This window comes from Bradyrhizobium sp. CCBAU 51745 (assembly GCF_028128715.1).
Taxonomy (GTDB): domain Bacteria; phylum Pseudomonadota; class Alphaproteobacteria; order Rhizobiales; family Xanthobacteraceae; genus Bradyrhizobium; species Bradyrhizobium manausense.
The window spans coordinates 16268-35303 of the sequence record NZ_LBJP01000076.1 but is presented as its reverse complement, the minus strand read 5'-3'; the positions used below and the strand labels follow the sequence as shown (position 1 = coordinate 35303).

The window sequence follows — 19036 nt, the reverse complement described above, 5'->3', positions numbered from 1 at the left end:
CGCTAGCGCCATGTTTAGAGAAGGTTGACCTCCTTGACCGCCGCCGAACGCACGATGCGCCTCCTCATCATCGAAGACGACCGCGAATCCGCCGACTATCTCGTGAAGGCGTTTCGCGAGGTCGGACACATTGCCGACCACGCCGGTGACGGCGAGGAAGGCCTCGCCATGGCCGAGAGCGGCGATTACGACGTGCTGGTGGTCGACCGCATGCTGCCCAAGCGCGACGGGCTGTCGCTGATCGGCGCGCTGCGTGACAAGGGCGACACGACACCGGTGCTGATCTTGTCCGCGCTCGGTCAGGTCGACGACCGCATCAAGGGTCTGCGCGCCGGCGGCGACGACTATCTGCCGAAGCCCTATTCCTTCGCCGAGCTGCTCGCCCGTGTCGAGGTGCTGTCGCGCCGACGCGGCGGACCTGCAGAGGACACGCTCTACCGTGTCGGCGACCTCGAGCTCGACCGGCTCTCCCACCGCGTCGCCCGCGGCAAGGACGAGCTGACGCTGCAGCCGCGCGAATTCCGCCTGCTTGAATATCTGATGAAGCATGCCGGCCAGGTGGTGACGCGCACCATGCTGCTGGAGAACGTCTGGGACTATCATTTCGATCCGCAGACCAACGTGATCGACGTGCACATTTCGCGGCTGCGCTCCAAGATCGACAAGGGGTTCGAGCGGCCGCTGCTGCACACGATCCGCGGCGCCGGGTACATGATAAGAGACGGAATACGCTAAAGAAGGTGGCTTGAGGTCTGATGCCCCACCAACTGGACCTTCGGGAGCTAAGACGGACCGTCGAGCGTGAAATCGATGAGTACGTCTATGACGTGCCCAAAGGCGCGTTTGGCAATCCGTGGTCTCCCGAAAAAGTGGAACGGGAGCTTCGCACCTTCAGAGAGGCGCTTGTTGATCCTTATTGGATCGAGGTTGTCGACGACGTCAAGACAAGAAGGTCCTGTGCTGTCGTTGCGGACGACAAGAAAAGCTATCTGCTTGTCTTTGAGCCCGAAGATCAGAAATTCATGCTTGTCACGAAGAGTAGGCTGAGCAGCGAATTGACTAGTTTTGGCGTCGATGGCGATGCAGTCGGCTGCTTTCTGTCGCGATAGTCGGGGTATGATCCGTGACGGCATTCGGTAAACTCGTCCGCACCACGGCGTTCCGGCTGACACTGGTCTACCTGTTCTTGTTTGCGATTTTCGCGGCTTCGCTGCTCGGCTATTTCGCCTGGAACACGCGGCGGCTGATCACCGAAGAGATCACGCAGACGGTGAATGCCGAGACCTCGGAGATCAACGAGATCTACGGCCGTCGCGGCCTGTACGGCCTCGCGCGCACGATCGAGTCCCGCGCGTTGCGGCCGGGCGCCAATCTCTACCTCATAACCTCGCCCACCGGCCAGGCGATCGCCGGCAATGTCGGCTCGCTGGCGCCGGGCGTGATGGCGACCATCGGCTGGTCGGAGACCGCCTATCGGCGGATCGAGGATACGGATGACCGCGACCATCGGGCGCTCGTTCGCGTCATCGAACTGGAAAATGGTTTCCGCCTCCTGATCGGCCGCGACCTCGCCGAGCGGCGGCGCCTGTTCGGCATCGTCGCCAAGGCCGCGCAATGGTCGATCCTGATCGTCGTCGTGCTCGGCCTCGGCGGCGGCGTCTTCGTCGCGCGCAGGGTGTTGACGCGGATCGACGCGATGAGCGGCACCGCGCATCGCATCATGACCGGCGATCTCAGCGAGCGCCTGCCGGTCGGGCGCAGCGGCGACGAGCTCGATCGCCTCGCCGAAAACCTCAACGCCATGCTGGAGCGGATCGAGGCGCTGATGGCGGGGCTGAAAGAGGTCTCCGACAACATCGCCCACGATCTCAAGACGCCGCTGACGCGCCTGCGCAACCGCGCCGAGGAGGCGTTGGCGAAATCCGGTTGCGAGGCCGACTATCGCGCCGCGCTGGAGCGGACCATCGAGGAATCCGACGGGCTGATCCGCACCTTCAACGCGCTTCTGATGATCGCACGCGCGGAATCCGGTCAGGCGCGCGGCAACATGGATGATTTCGATGCCGCCGATGTCGCGGCCGGCATTCACGAGCTCTACGAGCCGCTCGCCGAAGACGACGGTATGACCTTGAAGGTCAAGACGGAAGCAGCGCCCATTCACGGCAATCGCGAATTGATCAGCCAGGCGCTCGCCAATCTGGTCGAGAATGCGATCAAATATGGCAAGCCGGCCGCGCAGTCGGCGGGGTCAGTGGTCAGCATGGACGCGCGTCAGATCACGATCGAGGCCAGGCGCGACGGTGATCAAGTGCTGCTCAGCGTCACCGATCGCGGCCCCGGAATTCCGGAAGGCGATCGCAAACACGCCATCGAGCGCTTCGTGCGGCTGGAAGCGAGCCGCACCATGCCGGGCTCCGGCCTCGGCCTCAGCCTCGCCTCGGCCGTTGCCACATTGCATGGCGGCGAATTGCGCCTGGGCGATGCCCATCCCGGCCTCGTCGCCACGCTGGTGCTGCCGGCGCGCGCCGGTGCCGGCGACAGGGTTGCCCCGCAGATGCCGGATGTGCCACAGAAGGTGGCATGAACCACTCCGCGCCGGGAAACGCGGACAAGACTGGCGAGAGCCTTGCCGCACGCTTCGCGGAGGCTCCCCATATTGCCGTTTCCACATCAGACGAACGACGTTTCGACAGCTGGCTCGCCGAGCTCGAGCCGGCCCAATCGGCTCGTCTGGAAGCGCTGCTAGCTCAACCCTTCGCGCGCGACATCCTGGCCGGCATCGCGCAATTCTCGCCTTATTTGTTCGATCTGGTGCGCGTCGATCCGCTGCGCCTGATTCGGTTGCTCGAATGCGAGCCGGATGCGTATCTCGCCGCGCTGATCGCGGAGGCGAGGGGCGCGGTACTTGCCGCGCCTGATGAAGCCGAGGTGATGCGGCTGCTTCGCCGTATGAAGGCTGAGGCGGCGCTGCTGATCGCGCTGTGCGACATCGGCGGGGTCTGGCCGGTGATGCGGGTGACGGCGGCGTTGACCGATCTCGCGGTCTCCTCGGTACAGGCGGCGCTGCAGTACCTGCTGCGTCAGGAAGCCGCACGCGGCAAGATCCTGCCTGAAGATCCCGAGGCGCCCGAGGTCGGTTGCGGCCTGATCGTGCTCGCCATGGGCAAGATGGGGGCCGGTGAGCTCAACTACTCCAGCGACATCGATCTCATCGTGTTCTTCGACCCCGATGCCGCGACGCTTGTGCCGGATATCGAGCCGCAGCCGTTCTTCGTGCGGGTCACGCAAGGCCTGGCGCGCATTCTCCAGCAGCGCACCTATGACGGTTACGTGTTCCGCGTCGATCTGCGGCTGCGGCCCGATCCATCCTCGACGCAAGTCGCGATTTCGCGCGATGCAGCGCTGAACTATTACGAGCGGGAAGGGCGCACCTGGGAGCGCGCCGCCATGATCAAGGCGCGGGCGTGCGCCGGCGACGCCAGAGCGGGCGAAGCGCTGCTGGCCGAAATCGCGCCCTTCGTCTGGCGCAAGCATCTCGATTTCGCCGCACTTGCCGACGTGCACGACATGAAGCGGCAGATGCAGACCTATCGCGGCCAGAGCGAGATTGCGGTCGAGGGGCACAACGTCAAGGTCGGCCGCGGCGGCATCCGCGAGATCGAGTTCTTCGCCCAGACCCAGCAGCTGATCGCCGGCGGCCGCCATCCGGAATTGCGGGTGCGGCCCACGCTGGCCGCGCTCAATGTCCTCGCCGCGCGCAACTGGATCACCTCCGCCGCCCGCGACGAGCTGACCAAGGCCTATGAATTCCTGCGCCGGGTCGAGCATCGTCTCCAGATGATCGCCGACGAGCAGACTCATGCGCTGCCTGATGACAAGGAGGCGGTCGAACGATTCGCCAGGTTCTTCGGCTATGACAGCCGCGAGGCCTTTGCGCGCGACCTGATGCACCAGCTCGAGATCGTCCAGGGGCACTACGAAAAGCTGTTCGAGGGCGATGATCCGACCGGCACGGCAAGCCTGCCGGCGATCGATTATCGGGTCGGCCCTGACGATCCGCGTCTGCTCCAGCATTTGACGACGCTTGGTTTCAAGAAGCCTGCGGCGGTGGCGCAGACCGTCTGCGACTGGCTCACCGCGGATTATCGCGTGTTCCGCAACAAGCAGACGCGCAACGCTTTCGTCGAGTTCGTGCCGGCCTTGATCGATGGCCTGGCGCATGCGGAGGAGCCGGACCGCGCAGTGACAGCATTCGATCAGTTCCTCCGGGCGCTCCAGCGCGGCGGCCGGCTGATCACGCTGCTCGGCCAGAACCGCGATCTCGTCGCGCTCGTGGCGCTGGTGCTTGGCGCCGCGCCCCGGCTTGGCGAGATGCTGGCGCGGCAACCGCAATTGATGGACGGCCTGATCGATCCGCGCTTCTTCGGCGCGATGCCGGATCGGCGGGAACTGTCGGCACGGCTTGCGGCCACGGTGCAGGATGCGGGCTCCTATGAGGAGTTTCTGGATCGGCTGCGCCTGTTCGGACAGGAGAGCCTGTTCCTGATCGGCACCCGCATCCTGTCCGGCACGGTTTCGGCGCAGCAGGCCAGCACGGCTTTTGCCGACGTCGCCGAGGGCATCGTTCACACCGTCCACGGTCTCGTCGCCGATCGCTTTGCCGCGCAACACGGCCGGATCAGGGGGCAGGAGACCGCGATCATCGCCATGGGACGGCTCGGCAGCCGCGAGATGACCGCGTCCTCGGATCTCGATCTGATCCTGCTCTACGATTTCGACAGCGACCATCCGGACTCGGACGGCGAGAAATCACTTCAGGGCGCGCATTATTTCGCCCGCCTCACCCAGCGCCTGATCAGCGCCTTCACGACCCGCACCAATTACGGCGTGCTCTACGAGATCGACATGCGGCTGCGGCCCTCGGGACGCGCGGGTCCCGTGGCGTCGAGCCTTGTCTCCTTTGCGGACTACCAGGCCAATGAGGCCTGGACCTGGGAGCACATGGCGTTGACGCGCGCGCGCGTGGTGTCGGCGTCGCCCGAATTCACCGCGCGCATCGAGCAGATTATCCGCGAGGTCCTGACCCGCCGCCGCGACCGGGCCACCATCGCCAACGACGTCGCCGACATGCGCCGCGCCATCGCGCAAGAGAAGGGCGAGACCGACCATTGGGACCTGAAATACGCCTCAGGCGGCATGGTCGACATCGATTTTATCGCCCAATACCTCCAACTTGTGCACGCCCACGACAAGCCCGAGATTCTCGATGTCAGCACGTTGCAGGTGCTGGATAATGCATGCAGGCTCGGTGTGATCGGGCAACCTGAAACCGAAATCCTGCGCGCCGCCGCGCGGCTCTATCATGATCTGACGCAGATCCTGCGGCTCTGCGTCAGCGACCGCTTCAAGCCGGAAACCGCGGGCACCGATCTGCAGCGGGTGATGGCGCGCGCCGGCGATGCGCCGGATTTCTCCTCGCTGGAGGCACGCGTGAAGGAGACGCAAAGCGAGGTGCGGCGCGTGTTCAGCGCGCTGCTGGAAGGGAAGTCGCCAGCTTGAGCGAGGTGATGGCTTCGAGCACGTTCGGCTCCAGCCCTGCGCCGCCCGCGTCGAGATGCGCGAAGATTGCGCGCTTCATCCGGGGATCCCAGAACTTCTTGATGTGGTCGGCGATCCCCGGCACGGCCCTGTCGTGGCCCTGACTGCGGAAGAAAGTGCCGATCTGGTTGGCCATGTAGACGAGGCGGTCAGGCGACGACATCGATGATCTCCTGTTCACAATGAGCCGTGACGCGGCCGTGGTGCGTGAACACTTCAAACCCGTCGTTGCGGGCAATCGCGATCAGGGTGATGCCGGCAGCCTCCGCGGTACGTACTGCAAGTGCGGTCGGCGCGGAGACCGCGACCATCACGGGCGCACCAATTGCAGCCGTCTTCTGCACCATCTCGACGGAGACGCGGCTGGTCAGCAGCACCATGCCGTTGCTTGCGCTCGTCCGGCTGCGCGCGAGCGAGCCCGCGAGCTTGTCGAGCGCGTTGTGGCGGCCGACGTCCTCGCGCAAGGCGACGATGCCGTGCGACGGCGACCAGAAGGCGGCGGCGTGCACCGCGCGGGTCTGCATGTTGATCGATTGCAGGGGAGCGATCGCCTGCATCGCCGTCATGATCTGTTGCGGCGTGAAGATCTGACCCTGCGGCACGATCGCCGCGGGCCTGATAGCCTCGGCGATGGACTCGATGCCGCAGATGCCGCAGCCGGTGGGACCTGCGATATGGCGGCGGCGCTCGCTGATGCGCGCGGCGTCCTCTGACTCCAACCACATGCGCAGCTCGATGCCGTCGTCGAGCCTGATAACATCGAGCGATTTGATGTCGTCGACGGACCTGATGATGCCTTCGTCCAGGCTGAAACCGACGGCGAAATCTTCCAGGTTCTGCGGCGTCCCCATCATGACGGCATAGGTGCCGCCATTATAGGTCAGCGCCAGCGGGGTCTCCTCGGGGATCAGCCGCGGTCCTGCCGACGCGCCAGCGTCGCGCCAGATCTCGCGGTCGATGGCCTGGACCGGTACGTGCATGCGGTTACTCCGCGGCCTCGGCCGGCGCGATGCGGCGGGAGTGCCGCGCCTGCGAGTCGTAGCTCTTCTGCCAGTCGGACGGCCCGTTCGAGGGCGAGATCTGCACCGCCGTGACCTTGTATTCCGGACAATTGGTTGCCCAGTCCGAATAGTCTGTGGTGATCACGTTGGCCTGCGTGTCCGGATGATGGAAGGTGGTGTAGACCACGCCCGGCGACACGCGGTCGGTGATTTCGGCGCGCAGCGTGGTCTCGCCGGCCCGGCTCGCCAGCCGCACCCAGTCACCGTCGCGCACACCGCGCTGTTCGGCGTCGTGGGGGTGGATCTCCAGCCGGTCCTCGGCATGCCAGACCACGTTCTCGGTGCGCCTTGTCTGCGCGCCGACATTGTACTGGCTGAGGATGCGGCCCGTGGTGAGCAGCAGCGGGAAGCGGGGGCCGGTGCGCTCGTCGGTCGCGACATATTCGGTGACGATGAACTTGCCCTTGCCGCGGACGAAGCCGTCGATGTGCATCACCGGCGTGCCCTCGGGCGCCTTCTCGTTGCAGGGCCACTGCACCGAGCCGAGCTCGTCGAGCTTGGCATAGGAGACGCCGGTGAAAGTCGGCGTCAGCGCCGCGATCTCGTCCATGATCTCCGAGGGGTGGCTGTAGTTCATCTCGAAGCCCATCGCCTTGGCAAGGCCGATGGTGACCTCCCAGTCGGCCATGCCGTTCTTCGGTGACATCACCTTGCGCACGCGCTGGATGCGGCGCTCGGCATTGGTAAAGGTGCCGTCCTTCTCGAGGAAGCTCGAGCCGGGCAGGAAGACATGGGCGTAGTTCGCGGTCTCGTTCAGGAAGAGGTCGTGAACGATGACGCATTCCATCGCCGACAGCGCCGCCACCACATGCTTGGTATTGGGATCGGACTGGAGAATGTCCTCGCCCTGCACGTACAGGCCCATGAACGTGCCTTCGATGGCGGCATCGAACATGTTGGGAATGCGCAGGCCCGGCTCCGGGTTGAGCTTGACGTTCCACAGCGCCTCGAACTGGTCGCGCACGGCATCACCCGAGATGTGGCGATAGCCGGGCAACTCGTGCGGGAACGAGCCCATGTCGCAGGAGCCTTGAACGTTGTTCTGGCCGCGCAGCGGATTCACACCGACGCCGGGACGGCCGATATTGCCTGTTGCCATCGCGAGATTGGCGATCGCGATCACGGTGGTCGAGCCCTGGCTGTGCTCGGTGACGCCGAGGCCGTAATAGATCGCGCCATTGCCGCCGGTGGCGTAGAGGCGGGCGGCTTCGCGCAGCACCTTCGGATCGACACCGGTGAGGATCGCGGTGGCTTCCGGGCTGTGCTTTGCTTGCGCGACGAAGGCGGCCCATTCCTCGAATTCGCTCCAGTCGCAGCGCTCGCGCACGAAGGCTTCGTTGACCAGGCCCTCGGTGACGATGACATGCGCCAGCGCCGTGACGACCGCGACGTTGGTGCCGGGCATCAAGGGCAGGTGCAGCGCCTTCACATGCGGCGATTCCACCATCTCGGTGCGGCGCGGATCGATCACGATCAGCTTCGCGCCCTGGCGCAGCCGCTTCTTCAGTCGCGAGGCGAACACCGGGTGAGCCGAGGCGGGGTTGGCACCGATGATGACGGCGACGTCGGTGTCCTCGACCGAGTCGAAATCCTGCGTGCCGGCCGAGGTGCCGAAAGTCTGCGACAGGCCATAGCCGGTTGGCGAATGGCAGACGCGGGCGCAGGTGTCGACATTGTTGTTGCCGAAGCCGGCGCGGATCAGCTTCTGCACCAGATAGGTCTCTTCATTGGTGCAGCGGGACGAGGTGATGCCGCCGATGGCATCGCGGCCGTATTTCTTCTGGATGCCGCGCATCCTGGCGGCGGCAAAGGAGAACGCCTCGTCCCAGGACACTTCCTTCCACGGGTCCTCGATCCGCTCGCGGATCATGGGTTTAAGAATGCGCTCCTTGTGGTTGGTGTAGCCCCAGGCGAAGCGGCCCTTGACGCAGGAATGGCCGCGATTGGCCTTGCCGTCCTTATAGGGCACCATGCGCACCACTTCCTCGCCGCGCATTTCCGCCTTGAAGGCGCAGCCGACGCCACAATAGGCACAGGTGGTAACGACGGAGTGCTCGGGCTGTCCGATCTCGATCACGGATTTTTCCGTCAACGTCGCGGTCGGGCAGGCCTGCACGCAGGCACCGCAGGAGACACATTCGGAGCCGAGGAAGCTCTCGCTCATGCCCGGCGAGACTCGGCTGTCGAAGCCGCGGCCGGAGATGGTCAGCGCGAAGGTGCCTTGCACCTCCTCGCAGGCGCGGACGCAGCGCGAGCAGACGATGCACTTGGAGGGATCGTAGGTGAAATAGGGGTTGGACTCGTCCTTCGGCATCCAGGCGGCGTTGACCTCGCCGTTGGATTTCGCGAAGACGTGGTTCTCGCCCTCATAGCCGTAGCGGACTTCGCGCAGGCCCACGGCGCCGGCCATGTCCTGCAATTCGCAATCGCCATTGGCGCCGCAGGTGAGACAGTCGAGCGGGTGGTCGGAGATGTAGAGCTCCATCACGCCCTTGCGCAGCTGCTTCAGCCGCTCGCTCTGGGTGTGGACCACGAGACCGTTCATCACGGGCGTGGTGCAGGAGGCCGGCGTGCCGGCGCGGCCCTCGATCTCGACGACGCAGAGGCGGCAGGAGCCGAAGGCATCGACCATGTCGGTCGCGCACAGTTTTGGGATCTGGTGGCCGGCGTCCATCGCGGCGCGCATGATCGAGGTGCCCTCGGGCACCGTGACCTCTTTGCCGTCGATGGTCAGCGTGACCATCGTTGATGATTTGGAGCGCGGCGTGCCGAAGTCGACTTCCTCGATCAGAGACATTGTCGTTCTCCTATTCCGCGGCCTGAAGCGTGGTCGGGGCCGGGACAAAATCTTCCCGGAAGTGCTTCAATGCGCTGAGCACGGGGTAGGGCGTGAAGCCGCCGAGTGCGCACAGCGAGCCGAATTTCATGGTGTTGCAGAGGTCTTCGACCAGCGCGAGATTTTCGGCAACGCGTTCGCCGCGGATGATCTTCTCGATGGTCTCGACGCCGCGGGTCGAGCCGATGCGGCAGGGCGTGCACTTGCCGCAGGATTCGATGGCGCAGAACTCCATGGCGAAGCGCGCCTGCTTGCGCATATCGACGCTGTCGTCGAACACGACGATGCCGCCATGGCCGATCAGGCCGTCACGTGCGGCGAAGGCCTCATAGTCGAACGGCGTGTCGAACAGGGCGCGGGGGAAGTAGGCGCCGAGCGGGCCGCCGACCTGCACCGCGCGCACCGGGCGTCCCGTGAACGTGCCGCCGCCGATGTCGTCGACGAGCTCGCCCAGCGTCACGCCGAACGCGGTTTCGAACAGGCCGCCATGGCGGATGTTGCCGGCGAGCTGGATCGGCATGGTGCCGCGCGAACGGCCCATGCCGAAATCGGCATAGGCCTTGGCGCCCTCTGCGAGGATGAAGGGGATGGCGGCAAACGACAGCACGTTGTTGATGACGGTCGGCTTGCCGAACAGGCCATGATGCGCCGGCAGCGGCGGTTTTGCGCGCACCAGGCCGCGGCGCCCTTCGAGGCTTTCCAGCAGCGAGGTCTCCTCGCCGCAGACATAGGCGCCGGCGCCGACGCGCACGTCCATGTCGAAGCTATGGGTCGATCCGCCGATCCTGTCGCCGAGATAGCCGCCGCGCCTGGCGGCCTTGATGGCCGCATTCATCGCCTCGACCGCGTGCGGATATTCGCTGCGGATGTAGATATAGCCTTTGGTCGCCCCCACAGTGATGCCGGCGGTGGTCATGCCCTCGATGACCAGGAAGGGATCGCCTTCCATGATCATGCGATCGGCAAAGGTGCCGCTGTCGCCTTCGTCGGCATTGCAGACGATGAACTTACGATCGGCCTTGGCCTGCGCCACGGTCTTCCACTTGATGCCGGTCGGAAAGCCGGCGCCGCCGCGGCCGCGCAGGCCCGACGTCGTCACTTCGTCGAGGATCGCGTCCGGGCCCAGCGACAGCGCGCGCTCAAAACCCTTGTAGCCGCCATGGGCGCGATAGTCGTCGAGCGAACGCGGATCGATCACGCCGCAGCGGGCGAAGGTGAGGCGGGTCTGGCGCTTCAGCCAGGAGATCTCGTCCGTGACGCCGAGCCGCAGCGCGTGCGGTCCGTCGCTCGCCATGGACTCGAGCACGGAGGCGACGTCCTCGGCGCTCACCGGCCCGTAGGCGACGCGGCCCGCAGGCGTCGCCACCTCGACCATCGGCTCCAGCCAGTGCAATCCGCGCGAACCGGTCCTGATGATCTCGATCGACAGGCCGCGCTGCCGCGCGATCTGGTCAAGCGCTGTGACGACGTCATCGGCGCCGACGGCGATTGCCGTCGCATCCCGAGGAACAAAAATCTTCATATTCATCGCTGCGCCTCCGCAACCAGCGCATCGAGGCGCTTCTCGTCGAGCCGTCCGACGAGGCGGCCGTCGAGCATCGCCGACGGCGCGGTCGAGCAGAGGCCGAGGCAGTAGATCGGCTCCAGCGTGACGCGGTCATCCGCAGTGGTGTTGCCAAGCGAAACGCCGAGCTTCGCCTCGGCGCGCGCCGCCAGCGCATCGCCGCCGGCGGCCTGGCAGGCCTCGGCGCGGCACAGCTTCAGCACATGGCGGCCGGCCGGCTTGTGGCGGAAATCATGGTAGAAGGTGAAGACGCCATGGACCTCGGCGCGCGACAGGTTCAGCGCCTGCGCCACCATGGGAATGGCGGCCTCCGGCACGTAGCCGAACGCCGCCTGGAGCGCGTGGAGGATGACGAGCGTTGCGCCTTCCTGGCTGGCATGTTCGGCGATGATCTCGGCGCCGCGAATCTCGTTCCAAGGTTCGCATGAAGGCTCGTATGAAGGCTCAAAAACCACTGTCATTCTTCGTTCTCAAATTGAGCGTCCCTTCCGCAAACTATTTGGAATCATTCGAAGATCAATAAAGCTGTCTCATGCTGCGATTGCGAATTCGGATCGATTGGAAAGCGCAATCGACCGATACGGTCAGGTAATGAAACTCGTATCGGCTGCCGGTTTTTGCGTGTTGGTGCAGCCCCCGGCGTGATAGCTTGCATGCCACGTTGGAATCCGAAGGGACGGACGATTGATCGACAAGCTTGAACTGCTGCTGGCGCTGGCCAAGGAGCGGCATTTTGGACGGGCGGCAGAAGCCTGCGGCGTGACCCAGCCGACCATGTCGACCGGGCTGAAGCAGCTCGAGGAGATCCTCGGCGTGATGCTGGTCCAGCGCGGCTCCCGTTTCCAGGGTTTCACCCCCGAAGGCGAGCGGGCGCTCGACTGGGCGCGTCGCATCGTCGGCGATGCTCGTGCGATGCGCGACGAGATCAACGGACTGAAGCATCAGCTCTCCGGCGAGATCCGTATTGCGGCGATCCCGACCGTGCTCGGCATGGTCGCGTCATTGACGACGCCGTTCCGTGCGCGGCATCCCGAGGTGCGCTTCAGCATCCGCTCGACGACGTCGTCGGAGGTGCTGGGGCTGCTCGAAAATCTCGAGGTCGATGCGGGACTGACCTATATCGAGAACGAGCCGATCGGCAAGGTGCGCACCATTCCGCTCTACAATGAGAGCTATCGCCTGCTCACCGCGCCCGATGGGATGTTCGGCGATCGCGAGACGGTGACCTGGAAGGAGGTCGGGCAGGTGCCGCTGTGCCTGCTGACGCCTGACATGCAGAACCGCCGCATCATCGACCGCGCGCTGCGCTCGGTCGGCGCGGAGGCGACGCCGACGCTGACATCGAATTCGCTGCTGGTGCTGTTCACCCACGTCAAGACCGGCCGGTGGGCGAGCGTGATGCCGGCCAAGCTCGCCGAGACGCTCGGCCTGTCCGACAAGGTCCGCACCATCCCGATCGTCGATCCCGAGGTCACCTACAGCATTGGTCTCGTCATCCCGCAGCGGGACCCGATGACGCCGCTGATCGCAGCGCTGGTCAATATCGCCCGCGAAGTCGCGCCATCGCTGCAATCGTAAAGCGGAATCTGTTTCGTTGATTCGATGCGAGCCGAGGGCTCGATCACCTCTCCCTACGGGAGAGGTGATCCGACGCCGATCCATCGTGCTCGAGGCTTCACGCCGCCGCCGAAATCCCAGCCGCCTTGACGGCGTCGCGCGGCAGCGTCACGCGGACGACGGTGCCGACTTCCAGCCTGGAGCGCAGCTTCATCGAGCCACCGTGGAGCTGTGCCAGCGAACGCGCGATCGCGAGGCCGAGGCCGGAGCCGTGATAGGTCTTGGTGAGCTGGCTCTCGACCTGCTCGAACGGACGTCCGAGCCGCGCCAGCGAGTGCGGCGCGATGCCGATGCCGGTATCGGCGATCATCAGCACGATCCTGTCCTCGAGCTGCCGGCTGCGCACCACGATGCGGCCGCCGTCGGGCGTGAACTTCACGGCGTTGGACAAGAGGTTGACGACGATCTGCTTGGTGGCGCGGCGGTCGGCGACGACAGAGATCGATTTCCCGATGTCGGCATCGAGCTCGAGGTGCTTGTCCTGGGCCCGGCCGACGACGACGCGCAAGGATTCAGCCAACGTCTGCGACAGGTCGAGCTCTTCCATGTCGAGCTTCATGCGGCCGGCCTCGATCTTGGACATGTCGAGGATGTCGTTGATGACCTCGAGCAGATAGTGACCGCTGGTCAGGATGTCGTGGCAGTATTCCTGGTACTTCTCGCTGCCGAGCTCGCCGAACATACCCGAGCCCATGATCTCGGAGAAGCCGATGATGGCGTTGAGCGGCGTGCGCAGCTCGTGGCTCATATTGGCGAGGAACTTCGACTTGGTCTGGTTGGCTTCCTCGGCCCGGGTCTTCTCGCGCTGGTACTTCTCGGCGAGATCGGCGAGCTCGATGGTCTGGCGCTCCAGCGCGGCCTGCGAGCGCTTGAGGTCGATGACGGTGGCGCGCAGGCGCAGATCGTTGTCGACGAGCTTCTGCTCGTGCTCCTTGATGCGGGTGATGTCGGTGCCGACGGAGACGTAGCCGCCGTCCTTGGTCCGACGCTCGCTGATATGCAGCCAGCTGCCGTCGTCGAGCTGGGCCTCGAAGGTGCGCGCGCCCGGCCCCTGGGCACCGGTCTCGTTGTGGCGGGTGCGGACCTCGGGCATGCGGCCGACTTCCAGCACGGTCTCGTAGGAGGTGCCGGGGATCACCGCGGTGTCGGGCAGCTTGTGCAGGCGCTGGAAGTGCGAGTTGCAGAGCACCAGGCGGTCGCTGGCGTCCCACAGCACGAAGGCTTCCGGAATGGTCTCGATCGCATCGCGCAGGCGCAGGTCGGCTTCCACGGTCCGCTCGGCGAGGCTCTTCTGCTCGGTGATGTCGACCGCGATGCCGATCAGGTGGATGCCGGCATCACTTGCGCCGCGGGTTCGCTCGCAGCGGACGCGCAGCCAGATCCAGTGGCCGTCGACGTGCTGCATGCGGAAGGTCTGGTCGATGTGGTCGATCTTCCCGGAGATCAGCTGGTCGGCGATCTCGAACAGGTCGATGTCGTCGGACTTCACCAGCGCATTGACCTCGCCGAAAGTGAGCAGCTCGTTGCGGCCGTCGAGGCCCAGCATCGAGAACATCGATTGCGACCAGAAGATCCGGCCGCGCGACAGGTCCCAGTCCCACAGGCCGCAGCGGCCGCGGTTGAGCGCGGTGTCGATGCGGCCGCGCACCGCGTCGTTGATGAGGTCGCCTTCACGGGCGCGGGTCGACTGCCAGTGGAAGGCAAAGCCGAGGATCAGGACGACGAAGCCCGTGGTCGCCGACAGCGTCACGGACAGTGCTGCGTCCGAGCCCCAGATCGGCTCGTTGCGCTCCTGGATCACCGTGACGAGACCCGGCAACGACTTGATCGGCCGCGCGGTCGCCAGCGCCGTGTTGCCGTCAGGCAGCGTCATGTCCGCGACGTCGTTGTCGCGCGGCGGCGCCGCGAGCAGCTGTGCGGTGGTGATCGCATCGAGCAGGCGGTCGTTGCCTGCTGGATCGCTGTCGATCGGAATGCGGGCGAGGATGTGACCGTTGACGCCGGCCGAGGTGACGACGACGTGGCGGCCCGAGACCCTGGCCTTGTTCGGGATCATGTCGGGCAGCAGCGTCGGCAGGTTCTCGATGGCCTTCAGTCGCTCGGCGCGCAACGAGGTCGCGCGGTCGATGCGCTCGGCGAGCAGCTCGGCGAGCATCGAGATGTCGTTCTGGATCACCAGGCGCTTCTGGCGTGTCTGGTCGACGACTTGGACGAACGCGCCGAGGCAGATCGTGATGAGGAAGGCAATGATGAGCGTCGGCACGGCGCGACGCAGCGCCGGCTCCGCGATCAGGAGCCGATGATAGGCAGGTTTCGCGATCGATTGCGCCAATCCCTTGATCGAATCGGATTGGACGCACGCGTTCGCGGCGTCTGCGCGCGCCATGCCTTCGGCCCCCTGAAAACCTGTCTGCAACACCATTCGAAAGCAGCCCCACAACGCTTTCGAATCACAGCGATTTGAATCCAGTTTGCGCAGGCTGTCGAGAGTCAACGAAAGGTTAACGCGAAATAATTCTTATCCAATGCAGAGTTTGCGCGGCTTCTGCTCCGCAAACTCACGTGCATCAGGAGTCCGAAACGAGAACGTGTGACTCCTCGCGCTTTCCGCCTCACGCGCGCGGTGGTTCGGCGTGGCTGATGACGCGCTTCACGCTCGGGAACGCGCGGCGCAAGCGGCGCTCGATCGCATCGACTTGCTCATGCACCTTGATCACGCTCATCGACGGCGCGGCGCGGCAATGGAAGTTGACGATCTCGCCGCCTTCGGTGTCGCGGACGCGCACATTATGGATGTCGTGAATCTCGCCGCCGGCGGCATATTCGGTGAGCGCGGCGGCGATGGTCTGTACCCTGTCGGGCGCGGCATCGGCGCCGAACGGCAGTTCCGGCTCCAGGGGCTCGATATGGACGTCGACCTCGACGTCAGCGCCGAACTCTTCCTGGATGCTGCGCTCCAGCCTGTTGGCGACGTCGTGGGCGGCCTCGAGCTGCATGTCGGCGTCGACCTCGAGGTCGATGCTGACGATCAGCTTCGCACCCAGATCGTGCACCGTGACGTGGTGGATGGCGAGGCCCGAATTGCGCGCGATCACCATGATGCGGTCGCGCACGGTCTCGTTGTCGCGGGCGACGGGGACGGCCGTGAAGGACAGGTCGGCATCGCCGAAGGCCTTGCCAAGGGCGGCTTCGGCGTTGCGCTTGATGCCTTCGACGCGGTCGATCGGGTAGGTCCTGGGCACCTTGACGATGCTGTCGATGAAGGTGGTCGCCCCGACCATGCGCACGCGCAGCCGCTCGACGTCGATCACGCCGGGCACGCTGCGGATCGCGGCGGTGGCCTTGTCCTGTGCCCCTTCCGGCGCGCGGTCGACCAGCGTCTGCACCGTCGAGCCCGCCATGCGCAGGCCGAGCAGGGCGATCATCACGGCGACCGCGGCGGCGGCCGCGGCGTCGCCCCACCAGAAGCCGAAGGCCGCAAGGATCAGGCCGATGATGACAGCGAATGAGCCCATGACATCGGAGGCAAAATGCAGCGCGTCGGCCGCGAGCGCCTGGCTCCGCGTTTCCCGCGCGGCCTTGTGGAGGGCGCGGGCGCGCCAGAGATTGACGGCGATGTCGAGCACCAGCACCACGAATGGCACGGCCGAGATCGTCGGCGGCGGGGTTCCCTCGCGCAGCCGGCTGTAGGATTCGACCAGGATGCCGCCGGCGAGCACATAGAGCAGGGCGGTCACACCGAGCGCGGAGACGCTCTCGAGCTTGCCGTGGCCGTAATGGTGCTCGTCGTCGGCCGGCTTGTCCGAGACCCGCACCACCGCCCAGGTGATGATGGTCGCGACCAGGTCGATCGAGGAGTGCAGCGCCTCGGAGATCAGCGCCAGCGATCCGATCGCGATCCCGACCACGAATTTGGCCGCCGCCATGCCGCCGCTGGCCAGGATCGAGATGGCCGCGACCGATGTCTTGTCGTGTTGTCCGCTCATGGCGGGGATTTAGCAGGGCGTTCGCGAACATCAAGCGACGATCCACAGAACTAGTCGCGAGTGAGTTGCAGGAGGGGAGCTGTTGCGAATGCTTCTGAATTGAAGGCGGGCCGAGTGTCCTTGCTCGGCTCTCGTAGGGTGGGCAAAGGCGCAAAGCGCCGTGCCCACCATCCCTGCGTGATCGCGCACAAAACGTGGGCACGCTTCGCTTTGCCCATCCTACGACACTGTCATTCCGGGGCGCCGCAGGCGAACCCGGAATCTCGAGATTCCGGGTTCGATGCGTCGCATCGCCCCGGAATGACGACCGTGGCCGGAGCTACGGCACCGTCACGACAATCTTCCCCAGGTGCTTGTTCGCCTCCATGTGCTCGAACGCCTTGTCGATGTCGGAGAACGCATAGACGCGGTCGATCGGCAGCTGAAGCTTTCGCGATTCCACCGCGCCCCAGATGTCCTTGCGGACCTCCTCAAAGATCGCGCGGACCTCCTCGATGCTGCGGGTGCGGAAGGTCACGCCGATATAGGAGATGCGGCGGGCGGCATGGAGGTCGAAGTTGAAGTCGGCATGGGTGCCGCCGAGCCGGCCGACATTGACGATGCGGCCCAGGATCTTGGTCGCCGCGAGGTTCTGGTTGGCGACCTTGCCCGAGACCTGGTCGACGATGAGATCGACGCCTTCGCCGCCAGTCGCCTTCAGCACCTCGTCGACCCATTTGGGATCGGAGGAATCGACCGCGAGGTCGGCGCCGTAGTCCCTCAGTCGTCCGCGGCGATAGGCATCGGTCGAGGATCCGATCACGAGCTTTGCGCCCTTGAGCTTTGCGATTTGCATGGCCATCAAGCCGACGCCCGAGCTCGCGCCCTGGATCAGCACGGCCTGCCCCGGCTGCACGCCACCGACAGTGACGACGGCGTTGTGCATCGTGGCGAGCGCGACGGGCAGGGTGGCGGCTTCCTCGAAATTCATGTTCGAGGGCGCGCGGAACAGCCGGCCATGGTCGGCAAGCGTATACTCCGCGAACGCGGCACCGCCCGAGCCCATGATGCGATCGCCGACTTTGACGCCCTTCGCATCGGGTCCGAGCTCGGCCACTTCGCCGGCCCATTCCATGCCGAGCACGGTGCCGACGCCGCCGGCCGCGCCATGGGCATGGCCCTTGCGCATACCGGTGTCGGCGCGATTGAGACCGCAGGCGCGGACGCGTACCAGCACTTGCGTGCCTTTAGGCTTTGGTTGAGCGACGTCGGAAATCCGAGCGCCTTCAGCGCCGTAGACGTAAGCCTTCATGAATTACTCTCGCTTCTTGCAGTGACTATTCCGCGGCTTGCGCGTTTGGTTGAACGATCATGCCTTCGAGCCGGCCGCGGATGATCGCCTCCGCCTCCCGCACGATGCGGGAGATCAGCTCGCCGCAACTCGGGATGTCCTGGATCAGGCCCTGCACCTGGCCGGCCGACCAGATGCCTTCGTCCGAATTGCCTGTGGCATAGACCATCTTGCCGCGGGCACCCGCAACCAGCTCGCGGATGTCCTCGAACCTGGCGCCTTCCTTCTCCATCGCGACGACCTTGGTCGAGACCTCGTTCTTGGCGACGCGCGAGGTGTTGCGCATGGTGCGGAAGATCAGCTCGGTCTCGCGCTCGTCATTGGCGACGATCTTCTCCTTGATGAGCTGGTGGATCGGGCTCTCCTTGGTCGCCATGAAGCGGGTGCCCATGTTGATGCCCTCGGCCCCGAGCGCCAGCGCCGCGACCAGGCCGCGGGCATCGGCAAAGCCGCCGGAGGCGATCATGGGGATCTTGACCTTGTTGGCGGCGGCGGGGATCAGGATCAGGCCGGGGGTATCGTCCTCGCCGGGATGGCCGGCGCATTCGAACCCGTCGATCGAGATGGCGTCGACGCCCATCCGCTCGGCCGAGAGCGCATGGCGGACGCTGGTGCATTTGTGCACGACCTTGACGCCGTGCCTTTTGAACTCGTCGACATGCTCCTGCGGCTTGTTGCCGGCGGTCTCGACCACCTTGATGCCGGCCTCGATGATGGCGGCGCGGTATTCGGCATAAGGCGGCGGCTTGATCGCCGGCAGGATGGTGAGGTTGACGCCAAAGGGCTTGTCGGTGAGGTCGCGGCAGCGCGCGATCTCGCGGGTCAGGTCCTCCGGCGTCGGCTGGGTCAGCGCGGTGATGAAGCCGAGCGCGCCGGCATTGGCGACCGCCGCGACCAGCTCGGCGCGCCCAACCCACTGCATGCCGCCCTGGACGATCGGGTGCTCGACACCGACGAGTTTTGTGAACCGTGTTTGCAGCATCCCTGTTTCCCCCGCGCCTCGCGCTGGCGCTCAGTTATCGGTTGATGAGGAGAAGGATGCCG

Annotated in this window: 14 protein-coding genes; 5 read left to right on the top strand and 9 right to left on the bottom strand. The window is 65.4% G+C overall.

All coding sequences use genetic code 11. The features are described from left to right. The first annotated feature begins 54 nt into the window (after window positions 1-54). Genes XH98_RS19625 through XH98_RS19610 form a run of 4 tightly spaced genes read left to right on the top strand, consistent with a single transcriptional unit; the run spans window position 55 to window position 5559 of the window. Window positions 55-735: a response regulator transcription factor gene (locus XH98_RS19625; protein ID WP_057753113.1), complete on the top strand. Its 681-nt coding sequence runs from the start codon at window positions 55-57 to the stop codon at window positions 733-735. 20 nt (window positions 736-755) lie between these two features. After that, window positions 756-1109, top strand: a complete 354-nt coding sequence (locus tag XH98_RS19620; protein WP_271602229.1) for a hypothetical protein — start codon at window positions 756-758, stop codon at window positions 1107-1109. Between the two features lie 14 nt (window positions 1110-1123). Beyond that, the gene (locus tag XH98_RS19615) at window positions 1124-2584 is read left to right on the top strand and encodes a sensor histidine kinase (protein WP_271619618.1); all 1461 of its coding nucleotides are present in this window, start codon (window positions 1124-1126) and stop codon (window positions 2582-2584) included. Further along, the gene (locus XH98_RS19610) at window positions 2581-5559 is read left to right on the top strand and encodes a bifunctional [glutamine synthetase] adenylyltransferase/[glutamine synthetase]-adenylyl-L-tyrosine phosphorylase (RefSeq protein WP_271619617.1); all 2979 of its coding nucleotides are present in this window, start codon (window positions 2581-2583) and stop codon (window positions 5557-5559) included. Before XH98_RS19615 ends, XH98_RS19610 begins: the two co-directional genes overlap by 4 nt. On the opposite strand, the gene XH98_RS19605 is transcribed toward XH98_RS19610, so the two are convergent. The 5 genes from XH98_RS19605 to XH98_RS19585 are packed head-to-tail and all read right to left on the bottom strand — an operon-like array spanning window position 5525 to window position 11520. Beyond that, the gene (locus XH98_RS19605) at window positions 5525-5761 is read right to left on the bottom strand and encodes a formate dehydrogenase subunit delta (RefSeq protein ID WP_271602226.1); all 237 of its coding nucleotides are present in this window, start codon (window positions 5759-5761) and stop codon (window positions 5525-5527) included. The genes XH98_RS19610 and XH98_RS19605 overlap by 35 nt on opposite strands. Then, window positions 5748-6578, bottom strand: coding sequence for a formate dehydrogenase accessory sulfurtransferase FdhD (gene fdhD / locus XH98_RS19600; protein WP_271619616.1), 831 nt, complete (start codon window positions 6576-6578; stop codon window positions 5748-5750). The genes XH98_RS19605 and fdhD overlap by 14 nt, the downstream gene beginning before the upstream one ends. Before the next feature lie 4 nt (window positions 6579-6582). After that, window positions 6583-9456, bottom strand: a complete 2874-nt coding sequence (gene fdhF, locus XH98_RS19595; RefSeq protein WP_271602224.1) for a formate dehydrogenase subunit alpha — start codon at window positions 9454-9456, stop codon at window positions 6583-6585. A gap of 10 nt (window positions 9457-9466) precedes the next feature. Further along, a complete protein-coding gene (locus XH98_RS19590) occupies window positions 9467-11023 on the bottom strand; it encodes a formate dehydrogenase beta subunit (protein WP_271602223.1) in 1557 nt (518 codons plus the stop codon). Then, window positions 11020-11520, bottom strand: a complete 501-nt coding sequence (locus tag XH98_RS19585; protein WP_271602222.1) for a formate dehydrogenase subunit gamma — start codon at window positions 11518-11520, stop codon at window positions 11020-11022. The genes XH98_RS19590 and XH98_RS19585 overlap by 4 nt, the downstream gene beginning before the upstream one ends. 223 nt (window positions 11521-11743) lie before the next feature. Here XH98_RS19585 and XH98_RS19580 point away from each other — a divergent pair, with 223 nt between their 5' ends. Next, complete coding sequence (locus XH98_RS19580) at window positions 11744-12637, top strand: LysR family transcriptional regulator (protein WP_057753087.1); 894 nt, start codon at window positions 11744-11746, stop codon at window positions 12635-12637. Between the two features lie 97 nt (window positions 12638-12734). On the opposite strand, the gene XH98_RS19575 is transcribed toward XH98_RS19580, so the two are convergent. From XH98_RS19575 to XH98_RS19560, 4 genes are all read right to left on the bottom strand, one after another. Continuing rightward, window positions 12735-15062 (bottom strand): PAS domain-containing sensor histidine kinase, encoded by a 2328-nt coding sequence (locus XH98_RS19575; RefSeq protein ID WP_271602220.1) that lies wholly within the window; start codon window positions 15060-15062, stop codon window positions 12735-12737. Window positions 15063-15288: 226 nt separating this feature from the next. Next, window positions 15289-16662: a cation-efflux pump gene (locus XH98_RS19570; protein ID WP_271619615.1), complete on the bottom strand. Its 1374-nt coding sequence runs from the start codon at window positions 16660-16662 to the stop codon at window positions 15289-15291. A gap of 319 nt (window positions 16663-16981) precedes the next feature. Next, window positions 16982-17953 carry a zinc-binding dehydrogenase gene (locus XH98_RS19565; RefSeq protein ID WP_271602218.1) on the bottom strand — a complete coding sequence of 324 codons (972 nt, stop codon included), beginning with the start codon at window positions 17951-17953 and terminating at the stop codon, window positions 16982-16984. 25 nt (window positions 17954-17978) lie between these two features. Then, the gene (locus XH98_RS19560; protein WP_271602217.1) at window positions 17979-18974 is read right to left on the bottom strand and encodes an NAD(P)H-dependent flavin oxidoreductase; all 996 of its coding nucleotides are present in this window, start codon (window positions 18972-18974) and stop codon (window positions 17979-17981) included. Window positions 18975-19036: the final 62 nt, after the last annotated feature.

Bases quoted from the DNA above. Each gene is read 5' to 3' on its own strand.
- XH98_RS19625 (WP_057753113.1), top strand. From the start codon at position 55: ATGCGCCTCCTCATCATCGAAGACGACCGCGAATCCGCCGACTATCTC.
- XH98_RS19620 (WP_271602229.1), top strand. From the start codon at position 756: ATGCCCCACCAACTGGACCTTCGGGAGCTAAGACGGACCGTCGAGCGT.
- XH98_RS19610 (WP_271619617.1), top strand. From the start codon at position 2,581: ATGAACCACTCCGCGCCGGGAAACGCGGACAAGACTGGCGAGAGCCTT.
- XH98_RS19605 (WP_271602226.1), bottom strand. From the start codon at position 5,761: ATGTCGTCGCCTGACCGCCTCGTCTACATGGCCAACCAGATCGGCACT.
- fdhD (WP_271619616.1), bottom strand. From the start codon at position 6,578: ATGCACGTACCGGTCCAGGCCATCGACCGCGAGATCTGGCGCGACGCT.
- fdhF (WP_271602224.1), bottom strand. From the start codon at position 9,456: ATGTCTCTGATCGAGGAAGTCGACTTCGGCACGCCGCGCTCCAAATCA.
- XH98_RS19590 (WP_271602223.1), bottom strand. From the start codon at position 11,023: ATGAATATGAAGATTTTTGTTCCTCGGGATGCGACGGCAATCGCCGTC.
- XH98_RS19585 (WP_271602222.1), bottom strand. From the start codon at position 11,520: ATGACAGTGGTTTTTGAGCCTTCATACGAGCCTTCATGCGAACCTTGG.
- XH98_RS19575 (WP_271602220.1), bottom strand. From the start codon at position 15,062: ATGGCGCGCGCAGACGCCGCGAACGCGTGCGTCCAATCCGATTCGATC.
- XH98_RS19570 (WP_271619615.1), bottom strand. From the start codon at position 16,662: ATGAGCGGACAACACGACAAGACATCGGTCGCGGCCATCTCGATCCTG.
- XH98_RS19565 (WP_271602218.1), bottom strand. From the start codon at position 17,953: ATGAAGGCTTACGTCTACGGCGCTGAAGGCGCTCGGATTTCCGACGTC.
- XH98_RS19560 (WP_271602217.1), bottom strand. From the start codon at position 18,974: ATGCTGCAAACACGGTTCACAAAACTCGTCGGTGTCGAGCACCCGATC.